The 16106-nt window shown below is 69.3% G+C and carries 20 protein-coding genes; 10 read left to right on the forward strand and 10 right to left on the reverse strand.

Going from position 1 to position 16106, the window contains the following annotated elements:
- Positions 1-153: 153 nt before the first annotated feature.
- Positions 154-357 carry a hypothetical protein gene (locus C1I98_RS40335; protein WP_146607294.1) on the forward strand — a complete coding sequence of 68 codons (204 nt, stop codon included), beginning with the start codon at positions 154-156 and terminating at the stop codon, positions 355-357.
- A 365-nt stretch (positions 358-722) separates the two neighbouring features.
- Here C1I98_RS40335 and C1I98_RS05320 read toward each other — a convergent pair whose 3' ends face one another.
- Positions 723-1130: an ATP-binding protein gene (locus C1I98_RS05320; RefSeq protein ID WP_111165943.1), complete on the reverse strand. Its 408-nt coding sequence runs from the start codon at positions 1128-1130 to the stop codon at positions 723-725.
- 139 nt (positions 1131-1269) lie between these two features.
- Here C1I98_RS05320 and C1I98_RS05325 point away from each other — a divergent pair, with 139 nt between their 5' ends.
- The 5 genes from C1I98_RS05325 (at position 1270) to C1I98_RS05345 (ending at position 4590) form a co-directional block, all read left to right on the forward strand.
- Positions 1270-2133: a helix-turn-helix domain-containing protein gene (locus tag C1I98_RS05325; protein WP_111165944.1), complete on the forward strand. Its 864-nt coding sequence runs from the start codon at positions 1270-1272 to the stop codon at positions 2131-2133.
- 12 nt (positions 2134-2145) lie between these two features.
- On the forward strand, positions 2146-2352 hold the full coding sequence (locus C1I98_RS05330; protein WP_111165945.1) for a DUF397 domain-containing protein: 207 nt from the start codon (positions 2146-2148) through the stop codon (positions 2350-2352).
- A gap of 233 nt (positions 2353-2585) precedes the next feature.
- Positions 2586-3053: an NUDIX domain-containing protein gene (locus C1I98_RS05335; RefSeq protein ID WP_111165946.1), complete on the forward strand. Its 468-nt coding sequence runs from the start codon at positions 2586-2588 to the stop codon at positions 3051-3053.
- Between the two features lie 197 nt (positions 3054-3250).
- Complete coding sequence (locus C1I98_RS05340; protein ID WP_111165947.1) at positions 3251-3613, forward strand: MerR family transcriptional regulator; 363 nt, start codon at positions 3251-3253, stop codon at positions 3611-3613.
- Entirely contained in the window at positions 3610-4590 is a 981-nt protein-coding gene (locus C1I98_RS05345) for an aldo/keto reductase (RefSeq protein ID WP_111165948.1), read from the forward strand. The genes C1I98_RS05340 and C1I98_RS05345 overlap by 4 nt, the downstream gene beginning before the upstream one ends.
- A gap of 2 nt (positions 4591-4592) precedes the next feature.
- Here the strand turns inward: C1I98_RS05345 and C1I98_RS05350 are convergent, their stop codons facing one another.
- From C1I98_RS05350 to C1I98_RS43585, 8 genes are all read right to left on the reverse strand, one after another.
- Entirely contained in the window at positions 4593-5039 is a 447-nt protein-coding gene (locus C1I98_RS05350; RefSeq protein WP_111165949.1) for a peptidase associated/transthyretin-like domain-containing protein, read from the reverse strand.
- Positions 5039-5695, reverse strand: coding sequence for a protocatechuate 3,4-dioxygenase subunit beta (pcaH, locus tag C1I98_RS05355; RefSeq protein ID WP_111165950.1), 657 nt, complete (start codon positions 5693-5695; stop codon positions 5039-5041). The genes C1I98_RS05350 and pcaH overlap by 1 nt, the downstream gene beginning before the upstream one ends.
- Before the next feature lie 19 nt (positions 5696-5714).
- The gene (locus tag C1I98_RS05360; protein WP_111165951.1) at positions 5715-6338 is read right to left on the reverse strand and encodes a CoA transferase subunit B; all 624 of its coding nucleotides are present in this window, start codon (positions 6336-6338) and stop codon (positions 5715-5717) included.
- Positions 6322-7071, reverse strand: a complete 750-nt coding sequence (locus C1I98_RS05365) for a CoA transferase subunit A (RefSeq protein ID WP_111165963.1) — start codon at positions 7069-7071, stop codon at positions 6322-6324. The genes C1I98_RS05360 and C1I98_RS05365 overlap by 17 nt, the downstream gene beginning before the upstream one ends.
- The gene (locus C1I98_RS05370) at positions 7068-8225 is read right to left on the reverse strand and encodes a 4-hydroxybenzoate 3-monooxygenase (RefSeq protein ID WP_111165952.1); all 1158 of its coding nucleotides are present in this window, start codon (positions 8223-8225) and stop codon (positions 7068-7070) included. The genes C1I98_RS05365 and C1I98_RS05370 overlap by 4 nt, the downstream gene beginning before the upstream one ends.
- A gap of 76 nt (positions 8226-8301) precedes the next feature.
- Positions 8302-9036, reverse strand: coding sequence for an IclR family transcriptional regulator (locus tag C1I98_RS05375; protein WP_111165953.1), 735 nt, complete (start codon positions 9034-9036; stop codon positions 8302-8304).
- Between the two features lie 27 nt (positions 9037-9063).
- Complete coding sequence (locus tag C1I98_RS05380; protein ID WP_233507193.1) at positions 9064-10005, reverse strand: phosphotransferase enzyme family protein; 942 nt, start codon at positions 10003-10005, stop codon at positions 9064-9066.
- Positions 10002-11501: a helix-turn-helix domain-containing protein gene (locus C1I98_RS43585; protein ID WP_233507194.1), complete on the reverse strand. Its 1500-nt coding sequence runs from the start codon at positions 11499-11501 to the stop codon at positions 10002-10004. The genes C1I98_RS05380 and C1I98_RS43585 overlap by 4 nt, the downstream gene beginning before the upstream one ends.
- A 233-nt stretch (positions 11502-11734) precedes the next feature.
- Between C1I98_RS43585 and C1I98_RS05390 the strand changes: the two genes are divergently transcribed.
- A complete protein-coding gene (locus C1I98_RS05390) occupies positions 11735-12040 on the forward strand; it encodes a hypothetical protein (protein ID WP_111165955.1) in 306 nt (101 codons plus the stop codon).
- Positions 12041-12223: 183 nt separating this feature from the next.
- Here the strand turns inward: C1I98_RS05390 and C1I98_RS05395 are convergent, their stop codons facing one another.
- A complete protein-coding gene (locus C1I98_RS05395; RefSeq protein WP_111165956.1) occupies positions 12224-12955 on the reverse strand; it encodes a DUF427 domain-containing protein in 732 nt (243 codons plus the stop codon).
- Between the two features lie 125 nt (positions 12956-13080).
- Between C1I98_RS05395 and C1I98_RS05400 the strand changes: the two genes are divergently transcribed.
- From C1I98_RS05400 to C1I98_RS05415, 3 genes are all read left to right on the forward strand, one after another.
- On the forward strand, positions 13081-14169 hold the full coding sequence (locus C1I98_RS05400) for a M12 family metallopeptidase (protein WP_111165957.1): 1089 nt from the start codon (positions 13081-13083) through the stop codon (positions 14167-14169).
- Positions 14170-14304: 135 nt separating this feature from the next.
- Positions 14305-14769, forward strand: a complete 465-nt coding sequence (locus C1I98_RS40340; RefSeq protein ID WP_146607295.1) for a DUF8711 family protein — start codon at positions 14305-14307, stop codon at positions 14767-14769.
- A 189-nt stretch (positions 14770-14958) separates the two neighbouring features.
- On the forward strand, positions 14959-16106 hold a 1148-nt coding region (locus C1I98_RS05415), incomplete at its 3' end, for a DUF2079 domain-containing protein (RefSeq protein ID WP_233507195.1).

The following is a 16106-nucleotide window of genomic DNA, read 5'->3' on the forward strand; positions in this document are numbered from 1 at the left end:
GCACCGGATCAGGGGGTCACCGATGTCCATGAGCGGGGATGAAGCCGGGCGCGAACCACCTCCTACGCTCCCCGGCCATCGCGCGCCGGCTCATCGAAATCGACGAGTGATAATCGACCTGGACGAAGGGGTCGAGGGAGCGGGGGCAACGCGGTGAGAGAGATCACGCAACGCCACTTCTGCGGCATGTGCGGTGGTTCAGGCACACGCGAGGTACCGCGGGCGGTGGCGCTGAAGGGCACGATCCAGACCGCTGTCGTGGTGGAAAGCTGCACGTACTGCGACAGCAAGGGCTATATCGAGTACACGGCCACCGTCCGCCCGCTCCCCGAAAATGAGGACGAGCCAGAGCAATAGCGCCGTAACGGCGGGCGGCGCTTGCCGGGCATGCCGCCAACCCCAGAACGCCGCCCCCCGCCTCCGGCGGGACACAATGGCCCTCGCTGACGCTCGGACCGCTCTTCCTCATGTCGGGCTCCGCCCGACGCTGGCGCCACCGAACACACTTCCCTCAAGCTCCAGTCAGACAGGTCGGCAACCGGAGTCGTAGTTAGAGGGAGTACGCCTGGAGAGGTCAGCGATCCAGCCGAAGCTCATCGAACCGGACCGCCCGATCCCCTGGAATGACGATCGGGCCGGCCACCTCCACAACCCGATCACCCGAGTACATCGACCTGGTGATCACGAAAATGGGCACCTCACCGGACATGCCGTGACGATTTTCACGCCACCGCGGCGCAGGAAGTTCTAGCTGTACCGCTCCAAGGCCCCGCCCCAAAGTCCCATCCGCCGCTCCCGCCGCCCCTGGGCCCGGCGAAGACGATTGAAGGCAAGCCACTCATCCACCCAGTCGCCCGGCTCAGTGTCCGCATCCGGCCACCAGGCCGGGAGACCGGGAACGCGGTACCGCCCTCGATCTGCGTGAGATGAAGTTCGACCCGATCACCCGCACGCCCCGACCGCGCGCCATGGATCACGGCATTGGTCATCAGCTCACTGATGACCAGCACCACCGAGTACTCATCGCCGTCGTAGCCATGCACAGTGAGCACGGCCCGGACGAACGCCCGTGACACCGGAACCGACGAGGCCGCAGCAGGAAGCCGCACCATCCCCAGGAACGTCGTCACGGGCACCTCCGATCTGGCCCCTGCTGCCGCCGCGAGCTGGCATGCTCATATCGGCACATACAGGCTCCTTTATGCAGGGCTGCATCGTGCAGGGCTCTAGATTGAAGCCCTGCAGCATAGATAGGGAAGGGAGTTGCGCATGCCCGCTGGAAACAATCCAGTACGCCGTCGCCAGCTCACCGCCGAGCTGAAGCGTCTGCGCGACCTCGCGGGCCTGACTCAAGAGGAGGTGGCAAGCCGCGCCGACTGGCACCACACCAAGGTGTTCCGCATCGAGTCCGGCCGCACGGCACCGCACCCCAACGACGTACGAGTACTCGCAACGGTCTACGGCCTCAAGGACGAGGAGCAGATACAAGCGCTCATCCAGCTCGCCAAGGACTCGCGGAAACGTGGCTGGTGGTACTCCTACCGGGACGTACTGCCGAGCCGGTACGAGTTCTTGATCGGGCTGGAGCAAGAAGCGGCCAGCATCCGTACGTTCGAGCTGGCCGTTGTTCCAGGTCTGCTCCAGACAGAAGACTACGCTCGCGCCCTGATCCGTGGCGGCCCGCTCGAACTCGGCCCCGACGAGATCCAGCGGCGGCTTGAAGTTCGCCTCACGCGACAGCAGGTGCTCGCCAAAGAAGATCGCCCTCAGTTCTGGGCGATCATCGACGAGGCCGTACTACATCGCCTCGTCGGTGGGCCCGAGGTCATGGGCGCTCAGCTTGACCATCTCATCGCCGCTGCCGCGGAAGGGCGAACCACCATCCAGGTCGTCCCCTACACGGTAGGAGCACATCCCGGCACGATCGGAAGTTTCATCGTCCTGGGCTTCGCAGAGCCCGGCGAGATCGACGTTGTCTACACAGAGACCATCGGTGGATCACTATCAGTAGACAAGCCCGACGAGGTCCGCCACTTCACCACGGCCTTTGACCACCTCAGAGCCGTCGCACTCAGTCCAGATGACTCAAACGCTATGCTTATTGCAGCTCGCAGAGCTTTGACCGACAAGTGACAGGAGGTGGCGATGACCCGAATTGACCTGTCGAATGCAGTGTGGCGTAAGAGCAGCCGCTCGCAGCAGAATGGAGCGTGCGTTGAGGTTGCCACGCTCCACCAGCACGTTGCGGTACGCGACAGCAAGAACCCTGACGGTCCCGTCTTGATCTTCACCACTGAGGACTGGCGAGCGTTCACAGGTGCAGTTGCGCGCGGCGAAACCCCGGCTCCATAGCCCATTGTCGTTGTATTCGATCACTTGACCGTGCCCCTGCCGTTCCCGGTAGGGGCACAAGCATGCTATGGCCACGGTCTCACCGTAGGCGCGGCCATAGCCTCACGAAACGCCAGACAGAGGGCATAGCGGGCATCGGCGTGCGGGACAATCAGCGATCATGATCTGGCGTCGTTCGAGCGGGTATGGTTCCTGGCCATGCCGTGGTCGGGCAACGAGGTGCAGGAGCCCTGGTGGGACGAGTCGAATACTGGAACGACGAGCATGCGCCGCAGGCCAACAGCCTCGTGCCCGCCTGTGGAACGGTGGCCGTTGATGATCAGGGGCGGATTCTGTTGCAGCGCCGGAGGGACACGGGGCAGTGGGCGCTGCCGATGGGGAAGATGGAGATCGGGGAGACCCCCTCACAGTGCGCCGTCCGGGAGACGGAGGAGGAGACGGGCGTCCTGGTCGAGCCGGTCGGTCTTCTCGGCGTCTACTCCGATCCAGGTCATATCGTCGCCTATTCGGATGGTGAGGTCCGCCAGGAGTACGAGGTGATGTTGCTCGCCCGTCCGATCTCCGGTATTCCCGGGGCGGACGGCGAAGCCAGCGATGCCCGCTGGTTCGCTCCGGAGGATTTGAAGGACCTGGACATCCACCCGACCCAGTGGCGACAACTCGATGACTATCTGAACGGCCGATACCCGCACGTGGACTGACGCCGTGAAGCCGTGCTGCGGGTCACCACCACAGCACACGGGAAACGCCGAGCACAAGAGCGCAACTGATTACGCCGGGCGAAGCCCGGCATGGGAGAGGGCGACTGAGCGAAGCGAAGACGATTGTGTGCTCGGTACCTGAGCAGAAGAACGGGGGTGCTTGACTTCGAGCGCGCTCTAACGGGGAGGCTCGGGGCATGGAGACGGGGCTGGGAATTCAGGGGGCCGCCGCGCGGTCCGGGCTGAGCGCGCACACCCTGCGCTACTACGAGCGCATCGGGCTCATCCACGAGGTACACCGCGATGTGACCGGCCACCGCGTGTACTCCGAGGCCGACCTCGGCTGGCTCGAATTCCTGACCAAGCTCCGGCAGACCGGCATGCCGATCGCCGACATGTGCCGCTACGCCGAGCTGATGCGCGAGGGCCCGTCCACCGTGCGGGCCAGGCGGCTGATGCTGGAGGCGCACCGGGAACGGGTGCTGGCCTGCATCTCCCAACTCAATGACGATCTCAAGACCGTCGAAGCCAAGATAACCATGTATCTGGAGATGGAATGATCACTCGCAGACTGGGAAACGGGGGCCCGGAGGTATCCGGTATCGGCCTGGGCTGCATGGGCATGTCGGAGTTCTACGGGGCCGCCGATGATGCGGAGTCGATCGCGGTCATCCACAGGGCGCTGGACCTCGGCGTCGATTTCCTGGACACCGCCGACATGTACGGCAGGGGCCACAACGAAGAACTCGTCGGCAGGGCCGTCACCGGGCGCAGGGACGAGGTGGTGCTGGCCACCAAGTTCGGCATCGTGCGCAGTGACGACCCCGCCGCCCGGGGCGTGGACAACAGCCCGGCCTACATCCGGGCCGCCTGCGACGCCTCGCTCAGGCGGCTCGGCGTCGACCACATCGACCTGTACTACATGCACCGCCGCGACCCGGACGTGCCCATCGAGGAGTCGGTGGGGGCGATGGCCGAGCTGGTGACGGCGGGCAAGGTCCGTCACCTCGGGCTGTCGGAGGTCAGCGCGGACACCTTGCGCAAGGCCGCCGCGGTGCATCCGATCGCCGCCCTGCAGAGCGAGTACTCGCTGTTCACCAGGGGTCTGGAGGAGGACATCCTGCCGGTCGCCCGGGAGCTGGGCATCGCGCTGGTGGCCTACTCCCCGATCAGCCGCGGCATCCTGTCCGGCGCGGTGGCCTCGGCCGATGACCTGTCGGCCGACGACTTCCGCAGGTCCGCGCCCAGGATGGCCCCGGACGCGATCGAGCACAACCTGGCGCTGGTCGCCGAGGTCCGCGCGATCGCCGAGGAGGCCGGCTGCACGCCCGCGCAGCTCGCGCTGGCGTGGCTGCTGACCCGCGGCGACGACGTGATCCCGATCCCGGGCACCAAGCGGCTGCGCTACCTGGAGGAGAACACCGCCGCCGCCGACATCACGCTGACGCCGGACCAGCTCGCGGCCCTGGAGAAGGCCGTACCGGCGGGCGCCGCCCGCGGCGCCCGGTACGCGAACATGTCCACCATCGAGCAATAGGGCTAGACCGCCAGGAACACCGTCTCGCCCGCACCTTGCAGGCGCACGTCGAAGCGGTAGAACCCGTCCTCCAGGCGGGCCACGAGCGTCGCACGCCGCGGCTCGTCGAGGGTGGCCAGGAACGGGTCGTCGGCGTCCAGGTAGACGCGGGTCCACACCGGCTTGAGCAGGCCCCTGGCGAACACCAGCATCGAGATGTAGGTGGCGGGGCGGGCGGTGCGGAAGACGTACCGGCCCTCGGGGTCGGTCGGGCAGCGCCCGAAGATCCCAGGCTGGCAGATCTCCAGCAGCGCGTCCGGCACGGGCGCGCCCGCGCCGTCGAGGACCCGCCCGCGCAGCTCGATCGCGTCCGGGTGGTCCTCGGGGACGGCCCACGGCCCCTCGGGGTACGGCAGGGCGTGCCCGAAGAACGGCCCCACGGTCTGCGACGGCGTCGGCGTGCCAGCCATCACGCCTCCCTCCTGAGCACGATGTCCCACTGGTAGCCGAGCGCCCACTCCGGTTCGGTGGTCGCGAGGTCGAACGCCGCGATCAGCGACGAGGGGTCGGGCACCGAGCCCATGATCGGGTCGTGCGCGAAGAGCGGGTCGCCCGGGAAGTACATCTGGGTGACGAGCCGCTGCACGAACTGCGTGCCGAACACCGAGAAGTGGATGTGCGCGGGACGCCAGGCGTTGGGGTGGTTGCGCCACGGGTAGGCGCCCGGCTTGATCGTGACGAACCGGTACCGGCCCTCGTCGTCGGTCAGGCACCGGCCGAATCCGGTGAAGTTGGGGTCGAGGGGGGCGGGGTGCCGGTCGAGGTCGTGGGAGTAGCGGCCGGCCGCGTTGGCCTGCCAGACCTCGACCAGCGCCCGCCGTACGGGACGGCCGTCCTCGTCCAGCACCCGCCCGGTCACGATGATCCGCTCCCCCAGCGGCTCGCCCCCGTGCCGCCTGGTCAGGTCGTGGTCCAGGTCGGCGACCGTCTGGTGGCCGTAGACCGGGTCGACCAGTTCGACGGCCTCGGGGTCGAGCTTGGCCGCCACCAGGTGCTGGGAGGGGGCCCGCAGCACGGTGCTGGCGTATGGGGGGTGCAGATAGGGCGGGTGCGGATCGCTGATCACGACATGTCCCTTCAAATGGTCAGATCAGTACGGGTGCCTCCGTGCGTTCGCGGATCTCGTCTCCGCTCACGCCGGGGGCCGTCTCCACCAGGCGCAGGCCGTCGCCGGTGACGTCGAGCACCCCGAGGTCGGTGATGATGCGGTGCACGCAGGCCGCGCCGGTGAGCGGCAGCGAGCACTCCTTGACGATCTTGGGGCTGCCGTCCTTGGCGGTGTGCTCCATCAGCACCAGCACCCGCCGGGCGCCGTGGATCAGGTCCATCGCGCCGCCCATGCCCTTGATCATCTTTCCGGGGATCGCCCAGTTGGCCAGGTCGCCGCGCGCCGACACCTGCATGGCGCCGAGTACGGCGAGGTCTACGTGGCCGCCGCGGATCATGCCGAACGACAGCGAGGAGTCGAAGTACGACGCGCCGGGCAGCACCGTGATGGTCTCCTTGCCCGCGTTGATCAGGTCGGGGTCGACCTCGTCCTCGGACGGGTAGGGGCCGACGCCGAGCACGCCGTTCTCCGATTGCAGCCACACGCCGTCCGGCGCGTGGTCGGCGAGCAGCGTGGGCAGGCCGATGCCGAGGTTGACATAGTCGCCGGGGCTGAGTTCGGCCGCCGCCCGCGCGGCGATCTGGTCACGCGTCCAGGGCACGGCGGGTCCTCCGCTTCTCGATGTGCTTTTCCACCTGTCCGACGTGCAGCACCCGCTGCACGAAGATCCCGGGCAGGTGGACGTCCTCGGGGGCCAGCTCGGTCAGTTCCTCGACCTCGGCGATCGCCACCCGGCCCGCCATCGCGCACAGCGGGTTGAAGTTGCGCGCCGACTTGGCGAAGTGGAGGTTGCCGTGCCGGTCGCCCTTGGCCGCGCGGACCAGCGCGAAGTCGGTCGTGATGCTCTCCTCCAGCACGTACTCCCGCCCGCCGAAGACCCGCGTCTCCCTGGGCGGGGAGGCGACGGCCACGCTGCCGTCCGCGTTGTAGCGCCAGGGCATGCCGCCCTCGGCCACCATCGTGCCGACCCCCGCGGGACTGTAGAAGGCGGGAATGCCGCAGCCCCCGGCCCGCAGCCGCTCGGCGAGCGTGCCCTGCGGGATCAGTTCCACCTCGATCTCACCGGCCATGTACCGGCGGGCGAACTCCTTGTTCTCCCCGATGTAGGACCCGGTGGCGCGGGAGATCCGCCCGGCGGCGAGCAGCAGGCCGAGGCCGCCGCCGTCCACGCCGCAGTTGTTGGACACCACCGACAGGTCTCCGGCGCCCTGTTCGTGCAGTGCGTCGATGAGCACCGTGGGCACTCCGCACAGGCCGAAACCGCCGACCGCGAGCGAGGCCCCGGGAAAGACGTCCGCCACCGCCTCCGCGGCCGATCCGACTAGTTTGTTCACCACACCATCCCCACATAGTTCTCGGCGAGCGTGGTCGCAGCCGCTGTTGACGAGGTCACGTAGTCTAGATAGGCGGTTTGCAACCTTTCGCCATAGGGGTCCTCATCCGCGAAGGTGTGCAGCAGGTTCGTCATCCACCACGAGAAGTGCTGGGCGCGCCAGACCCGGCGCAGGCAGGTCTCCGAGTAGGCGTCCAGCCCGGCGGCCGAGCCGGTCTCGTACCACTGGGCCAGCGCGTCGGTCAGCACGGTCACGTCGGCGACGGCCAGGTTGAGCCCCTTGGCCCCGGTGGGCGGCACGATGTGGGCGGCGTCGCCGGCCAGGTAGAGACCGCCGTATCGCATCGGCTCGGAGACGAACGACCGCATCGGGGTGACCGACTTCTCGATGACCGGGCCGGTCTTCAGCGTGAACCCGGGCACGGTCTCAAGGCGGGCGGCCAGTTCGGACCAGATCCGCTCGTCCGGCCAGGCGTCCTCGCGCTCGTCCTTGGGCACCTGTAGGTAGAACCGGCTGACCTCGGGCGAGCGCATGCTGTGCAGGGCGAAGCCGCGCGGGGTCCTGGCGTAGATCAGCTCCTCGGCGGACGGCGCCACCCGGGCCAGCACGCCCAGCCAGGCGAAGGGGTAGTCGCGCTCGAAGACGGTCAGCTCGCCCTGCGGCACGGCGGCGCGGGTCACCCCGTGGAAACCGTCGCAGCCGGCGATCACATCGCACTCCAGCACCTCGCCGCCGAAGGTCAGGTACGGCGAGCCGGTGAGGTCGTGCGGCTTGACGTCCGGCACGTCGAACAGGATCTTCCCGCCGGCCGCGAGCCGGGCGGCGATCAGGTCCTTGACGACCTCCTGCTGCCCGTAGACGGTGATGCTCCGGCCGGGGACCAGCTCCTCGAACGCGATGCGGTGACCCGCCCCGCCGTACCGCAGCTCGATGCCGTGGTGCGGCAGGCCCTCGCGGCGCAGCCGGTCGCCGACCCCGGCGGCGGTCAGGACGTCCACCGTGCCCTGTTCGAGCACGCCCGCCCTGACCCGGCGCTCGCAGTGGTCGCGGTCGCGCAGTTCGAGGACGACCGAGTCGATGCCGCGCAGGTGCAGCAGATGGGACAGCAGCAGTCCCGCGGGGCCCGCGCCGACGATCCCGACCTGAGTTCGCATGAGTCGAGCATGCTCTGTTCGATCATGCGCGCACCCGGGGGTCTTCCGCTGAGCGGAAGACCCTGCCTCAAGAGGTTCAGGAGATGGCGGCGAGGTCGCGGGACAGCGCCCTGGCCGCGCCCAGTACCGCCGGGTCCAGGCGGCGCAGGTCGGCGCTGTGCCGCCACACCACGACCGACAGCGCGGCCACCACGCGGTCGTCGCCGTCGCGCACCGGGGCCGCCGCCGACAGCGTGCCGATCGACATCTCCTCCTGGGTGTGGGCCAGGCCGCTACGGCGGACCTCGGCCAGTTCGGCGCGCAGCCGTCCCGGGTCGGTGATCGTGTTGGGGGTGACCGCGGCGAGCGGGGCGGCCAGCACGCGTTCCACGGTCTCCTCGGCGGCGAAGGCGAGCAGCACCTTGCCGACGCCCGTCGCGTGCAGCGGGAGTTCGCCCGCGACCCGCGAGAACACCGGCACCGAGTGCGGCCCGCGCAGCCGTTCCAGGCACAGCACGCGGTCCTGGCCGAGCACCGCGAGCTGGACGTTCTCCCTGGTCGTCGCGTACAGCTCGGCCATGTACGGCAGGGCCAGCTCGCGCAGCTCCCGTGGCTCGGCGGCCTGCGCGCCGATCCGCCACAGCAGCCGGCCCACCCGGTAGGAGCCCTCGGGCAGGCGTTCCAGGAAACCGCGCGCGGTCAGCTCGCCGACCAGCCGGTGCCCGGTGGTCAGCGGCAGACCGGCCCGGCGGCAGATCTCGGTGAGCGTCAGTCGTACGTCGCCCGGCAGGAAGGCGCCGAGGACCGCCGTCACCTTGGCCGCGACGCTCATGCTCACGGACGTCACCCTACGCGGACCTCAGGCGGGCGACATGTACCACCGGGCGTGGCCGTCGCCCTTGGTCAGCGAATCGAGGCGGCGCGGAAGTTCGCGGCGGGAGAACGGGTCGCCGGGCGCGTTGCGGATGTGGACGCCGACCGCGTACATGTCCCTGATCTCCATCAACGTGGAGTATCCGGGCCAGGCACGCAGGTCGCGGCCGTAGGCGGCGGCGAAGGCGTCCACCTCCCCGGCGGTCAGGCCGAACCTGCGCTGGCCGTGGTAGGTGTGCACCAGGTCCCACTGGCGGGGGCCGAGGGCCACGCCGTCCCAGTCGCACAGCACCGCGTCACCGTCGGTGCGGCGGAGCAGGTTGCCGATCCAGGCGTCGCCGTGCAGCAGCACCGGCGGCCCGACGTCGTCCAGGTCGGCCCAGCGGGCGGTCAGCTCGGCCACCCGGTCGCGCAGCCAGGCGCGCTGGCGCGGGGTGAGCACCGCGCCGGCCGCCGTGCAATCCACGTTCCTGCGCACCTCGGCCAGCGGGTCGGCGAGCCGTTTGAGCGCGAACGGCGGGGCCGGCAGCCGGTGCAGGTCGCGCAGCACGGCCCCGAGCTGGCCTGTGGTCGGGGTGCCGCTGGCCGGGACGTACCGCCAGAAGGTGACCACCCGCCCCGCGTGCACCACCGGCTGCTCGCCCACCTCGTCGGCCGGGCGCACGGTGGGAAAGCCGCGGTCGGCCAGCCAGCGGGCCACCGCCAGCACCACGGGCAGCCGGGTGCCCGCGTCGGGGGCCGTCGCGATCCGCACGATGATCTGATCGCGCAGCTTGAACACGGCGTTGCTGCGCACCCGCAGCAACGTCGCGCCCCTGGCGTCGATGCCGAGACTCGCGCACACCCCGCGGAGCACATGGGCCGCCTCGGCGGCGAGTGTGTCGCGCTGCGCCGGCACCGGCACCGGCGGCGCGGCCAGGGACTTCACCGGCACACCAGCGCGAGCGGCGGCCCCGCGCCCTCGATCATGGCGTTGAGGTGCCGCACCGAGGCCAGCCCGCGCTGGTCGGGCGGTACGTCGGCGAGCAGCGCCCGGGCCCGGTTGACCACGATCGAGGTGCGGTGCTCGGGCGGTACGTCGGCCAGCGCCTTCTCGGCGAGCGCGCATGCGTCGCGGACGTTGCCCTCGCGGGCCAGCCTGGTGGCGTGGTCCAGCATGATCAGCGCCGGGTCGATGGTGTAGGGGCCGCTCGCGCCGGTCGCCCAGTCGTCCACCTGGTCGGCCTCGCCCAGTTCGATCAGCGTGCAGGTGCGATAGAAGCGCAGCCGCCGCTCGGAGAAGTGGAAGGCCAGGTGCTCACCGCCCTCCCTGGGCATCCGGGAGAAGATCTGCTCGGCCTCGGCCAGCGCGATCCTGGCCGCCTTGTGCTCGCCCATCCTGGCCAGCGCGCGGGCCTCGGCCGCCGCGCCGAGCGCGGCCGGGGAACTGGGCGCGGTACCGGCGAGCATCCGCGCCTCGCGGGCCAGGCGCACGGTCTCGCCGAGATCGCCGTAGTAGTAGGGCAGCATCGCCTGCTGGGCGCGGACGAGGGCGCGTAACCGCAGGTCGCCCATGTCGTCGGAAGCGGTGCGGGCGGTGCCGTACCAGGCGTGGGCCTGGCGGGTGTCGCCGAGCTTCATCAGCGCGTCGGCCGACAGCAGGGCGAGCATGGTGGTGGCGTTGAGCAGCCGGCGCTGGGCGGCGGCGGGCTGGCGGACGACGCTGAGCCTGCGCACGTCGGCCAGCTCCAGCATCAGCCGGTACAGCATCGGCAGCGGGGCGCTGGTGATGTACTCCCTGCGGTAGCGGACCACCTGCTCGTCGAGCATGTCGAGCTGGTCTTCGGTGACGGTCGCGGCGGCGAGCGTGCGGTCCAGGCCTTGGCGAGTGCGCTCGACCTCGGCCAGCATCCGGCCGTTCAGGCCGAGTTCGGGGCGCAGCAGCGCGTGGTGGAACAGCGCCCGGCGCTCGGTGTCGTCGTCCACGGTGATGTCGGGGACGGCCGGGACCGGCTCGACGTACGCCAGGCGCCCCGGCGGCGCGGGACGCGCCTCACCCTGCTCCGCGGCGACCACGACGATCTTGCCGTCGCCGGGCCCCTCGGTGTAGTCGCCGGCCAGCCCCAGCCGGACCGCGTTGCCCTGGTAGAGCCTGGCCAGCAGGTCGATGGTCTGCGGGCGGGGCCTGGCCCGGTTGTTCTCCCAGGCGTTCAGCAGGTCGATGCTAGCCCGCGGCTCGCCGAGGCCCTGCCGGGCGCACAGCTCCTCCAGCTCCTCGATCGCCTGCCGCGCCGACCAACCCCTGGCCTGCCGGTGCGCCTTGAGGAGGCTGACCCCGCAGCAACCGTTGATCGCCTGCGCGGTCTGCCACAGGCTCCACTGCCGGGTGGCAGCCTGTTCGCGCCAGCGACGTGCGCACGCCGGCGAATGCTCGCCTCGGGCCATGGCCCGCCCCCCAACCGTTCCCCGTTGGTATTACGTCCATGTTAATAATGGCGTAGTGCGCCACAATCGGTTTCGCGTTCCCTGTTCCCGGAAATCGCGTATTTTCCACGGAATTGGCGTCACTTTCCGCTGCCTTGCGCCGAACTCGCGGAAACCTGACGATTGCCGGTGCCCCCGTGATGGACGCAACCTGCCGGGGTAGGCGGACCCCTCCCCAGGCAGGAGTGCTCTGCATGAGATCAGAAGGCGTGGTGGTCGCGGCGGACGCCGTGGACCACCTCCAGCGACTCGCCCTCCAGTTGGAGGCGCACGCGTTCCAGGCCGAGGTGGAGTCGCGGGGCGGCCCCTCCCCCCGGCTGCATGTGATCAATCCGGTCGCCCCGGCCAGGACCGAGGACGTGTTCGCCGCCCACGAGGAGGACGGCGAATGGTGGTTCTGGCTCTCCTGGGCCGGGCGCATCGGGCCGGCCGAGGACGTCGCGACCGCGGCGGAGCGCGTCGCGAGCGTCATGCACGTCATCCGGCACCCGGAGCGGTGACACATAGATCGCGGGCCCCCGGGTAACCGGACAGTGCTCGGCGGAGAGGAGAGGACGATGAAAAGAAACCGCGTGCTCGTGCGCCGGCCCCGGCCCGCGCACCAGGAGCGGCCCCTTGACCTGCGCACCCCGTCGGGCCGCCGGTTGCCCTACTGATGATCCGCCCGCCTGATCCGCCCGCCGTCAGCTGAACGGGCTTTTGGGGCGCTCCTGCAGGACGCCGTCGAGATAGATGTCCACCTTCTCGTTGTAGAAGGAGATGAGGCCCGCGATCTTCTGGCTCTCCGGCAGCGGGGTGCGATACGACCAGGCGTAGTCGTCGTGCCCGGCCACCGACCAGTAGTCCGCCCAGCCCTTGTAGGGGCAGCGGGTGACCGTCTCGGTCGGCGTCAGCAGATCCAGCCGCACATCGGTCTTGGGCAGGTAGTAGCGGGCCGGCAGATGGGTCTCGTACAGGATGCGCGGGCTGCGGGAGTCGGCCACGGTCACGCCGTCCACCTCCACCCGCACGTGCCGGGAGCTGGGCAGCACCTCGACCCTCGTGCCCGGGTCGCGGGCGTGGACGAAGACCTCCTCGTCCTCCTCGAACCAGGCGTCCATGGCGTCCCACTCCAGGCGCACCCGGTCGCGCAGTTCCTCGATCGGGGAGTCGGCGTAGATCAGCGCGGCCCCCTCCCGGTCGCCCGCCGAATGGACCAGGCCCTCGCCCCTGCTGGGCGAGTGCCTGGTCTCGCCGGTCGGCTTGAGCAGGCCGTCCTGTACGTCGCCGAGCGGAATGTAGTAGGTCGGGTAATAAGGACTCTCCCAGACCAGCAGCGCGCGCACGGTGTCCACCACCGGGCGCCCGCCGAGATAGACCCGCACCCTCTTGGCCGACGGCTCCAGCCGGAGGCGGCCGCGTTTTTCGTCACCCATGTAGGGGAAAACTCCCGGCGTGGGACGGCTGTTCCCATCTCACCTGAGTAGCGGGGTACTCATGCGCGCGAGGCATATGGGGCGCAGAGTCGTGGGGCACTCAGGCGGTCATTCAGGAGGTACCCATGACGGAGAACACCGTGCCCCTGTGCGGGCTGCCCCCCGCCCCGCCGCGCATCCTCCCCGAAGGGCTGTCCAGGAACCGGCTGGACGCGATCATCGAACTAGGCGACAAGTGGGTGAACGGCACCACCCTGCGCTACTACTTCTTCGACGCCGAGACCGACGGCTCCAAGGTCGTGCTGCCCGATGGCAGCGTCGAGTTCGTCACCTGGGCCGGCGCCCAGGAACAGCAGGACGCCGTGCGCCGGAGCTTCGCCGAGTGGAAGGCGCTCGGCATCGGCCTGAACTTCACCGAGGTCCGCGACCGCAACGAGGCCGAGGTACGGATCGGCTTCATGCGGGGCGACGGTTCGTGGTCCTATGTAGGGCGCGACGTGCTCGGCATCGGGACCGGCGAGCGCACGATGAACTTCGGTTGGGATCTGACCGCGCCGAGGGCGCGGCAGACCGCGCTGCACGAGATCGGGCACACGCTGGGCATGATGCACGAGCACCAGAACCCGTTCGCCGGAATCGTGTGGGACGAGGAGGCCGTCTACGCTGAGCTGGCCGGGGCGCCCAACTTCTGGGACAGGGAGACGACGTTCCACAACATCATCCGCAAGCTGGACCGGGTGGCCGGTTCGGTGTGGGACGCCAAGTCGGTGATGCACTACCCGTTCCGGCCGGGGCTGATCGTCTCTCCGCCGGAGTTCGGCACCTCGGGCATCAACCCGCCGGGCACGATCTCCGACCTCGACGCGGCCTACATCCGCGAGTGGTACCCGCCGCTCGACCCGAGCGACGCGCCGACGCTCAAGCCGTTCGAGTCCCGCCCGCTGGCCCTGCGGCCGGGCGAGCAGGCGGACTTCCTGATCGAGCCGGACGCGAGCCGGGAGTACACCGTGCGGGCCTTCGGACCCGCCGACATGGTGACGGTGCTGTTCGAGGACGTGGAGGGCGACCTGCGGTACCTGGCGGGCGACGACGACGCGGGCCAGGCGCGCAACGCCGAGCTGAGGGTGCGGCTGTTCAAGGGGCGCCGTTACGTGCTGCGGGCCCGCCTCTACACCTCGTGGGAGTCGAACCAGACGGCGGTCATGTATTGGTAGCCGGGGCCGGGAGGCGGTTTCAACGCGCTATCGCATCGCCTGTAAGCGAGATGAAAGTCGTCCGCAAGGCGCGGTCCCTACGGTACCCTGCGTCGCAATTGCAACACAGACCTCAAATCTCACAAAGGCTGATGAATGTCTAGCGTCCTCACGATTCGCCGAATCAGCGTCCTCGCGGCTTCGGTTCTCACCGCCCTCAGCCTCGCCGCCTGCGGCGGGTCCTCCGGTGGTGGCAGCACCGCGGCCGAGGCGAGCGCTCCGGCGGCCGAGGCGAGCACCTCCTCCAGCGACTCGGGTTCCTCCTCGGGCGGCAACGACAACCTCGCCGTCTGCATGGAGGCCACGAAGGTCCTCACGGACTTCAGCACGAACCTGGCCAAGGCCGACGTCAACTCCTACGACAAGGTGATGAACGACCTGTCCGCCAAGCTCAAGGAGCTGGCCGGCAAGGCCAAGCCCGAGATGGCGTCCGCGCTGAACGACCTGGCCGACACCTACAGCAAGTTCAAGATCGACGCCACTGACCCGTCCTCCATGCAGGACGCGATGACCAAGGCGACCGAGGGGGCCACCAAGCTGGGCGACGCCTGCGCCAAGTAGGCCGGGCCATTCGAGTAAGCCTGAGTACGACCGAGTAACAACACTTGAGCCGCCACGGGGGCCGCGAGCCGCACGCCGGTGCGGCGGCCCCCGCAGGCGTGATCGAGTAGCCGTGCCGGCACTGGCGCGGTGGCCGGCGCGGCTACTCCCTTCCTGTGAAAAGCGATTCATCTTCTAGTGTTGTCCGCCGTGACCCTCACCGACGACGACACCTCCGCCGGGGCGGCGTCCGGACGGCGTGGCCGCCTGGCGCAGGCGTTACCCGCGCCCCTGGCCCGGATGATCGCCTGGGCCCTGCGCGGACACCGCCCCAAGGTCGGACTCCTGGTCGCGGCCGCCGCCACCGTCTACGCCACCCTCGGCCTGGTCCGCCTGCACACCTTCCGTGCGAGCATCTTCGACCTGGTGATCTTCGACCAGACGGTCCGCGGTTACGCCGCTCTGTCCCCGCCATTCATACCCTCGCGTGGTGTGTCGCTGGACCGTGGATCGGACTACCTCCAACTCGCCGATCACTTCTCTCCCATACTCGCGACGCTCGCGCCTTTCTACTGGATCCACAACGGGCCGGCGACACTGATCGTCCTCCAAGCCGTGCTCTTCTCCTCCGCCATCCCATTCCTGTGGCTCTACTCCCGACGACTCCTCGGCACCACGCCCGCCTACCTCGTCGCCATCTCATACGCCATGTCGTGGCCGGTGGCCCAGGCGGCGAACTTCGACTTCCACGAGGTGGCCTTCGTACCCCTGCTCACCGCGATCGTGATCGAGCGTCTTCAGGCGGGCAGGCAAACATCGTGCTACCTGGCCATGTTCGCTCTCCTGCTGGTGAAGGAGGACATGGGCCTGATGGTCATCGGCTTTGGCGTCTTCCTGTTCGTCACCGGCGAGCGCCAGATCGGTCTCTCCTTCGCGCTGGTCGGCGGCGGGTGGACCGCCCTGGTGCGCGGCGCCCTGATTCCGATGGCCGGGGGCGACCCTCGGGATTTCTGGGCCTATGGCCATCTCGGCGGCAACATCTCTGAGGCGGCCCTCGCGCTGGTCAAGGATCCGCTCGTCACCTTCCGCCTGCTGCTCGGCGATGAGACGAAACTGGACACACTCGTGCTGCTTGCTTGGCCGACGCTGCTGCTGTGCCTGCTGTCGCCGCTCGCGTTCGCAGCTCTGCCGCTCGTGCTCGAAAGGATGTTGTCCGACCGGCCGCTCTGGTGGGCGGCCGACTTCCACTACAGCGCGTTCACCGTGGTGATCCTCTTCTGCGCCGGGGTGGACGGGCTGGTACGCGTGCTCGGGTGGCTGAAGCGGCGGGAGGACCGGGGGCTGGTCCTGGCGTGGTC

Origin of the sequence: Spongiactinospora gelatinilytica (assembly GCF_003236385.1) — a bacterium.
Classification (GTDB): Bacteria; Actinomycetota; Actinomycetes; order Streptosporangiales; family Streptosporangiaceae; genus Spongiactinospora; species Spongiactinospora gelatinilytica.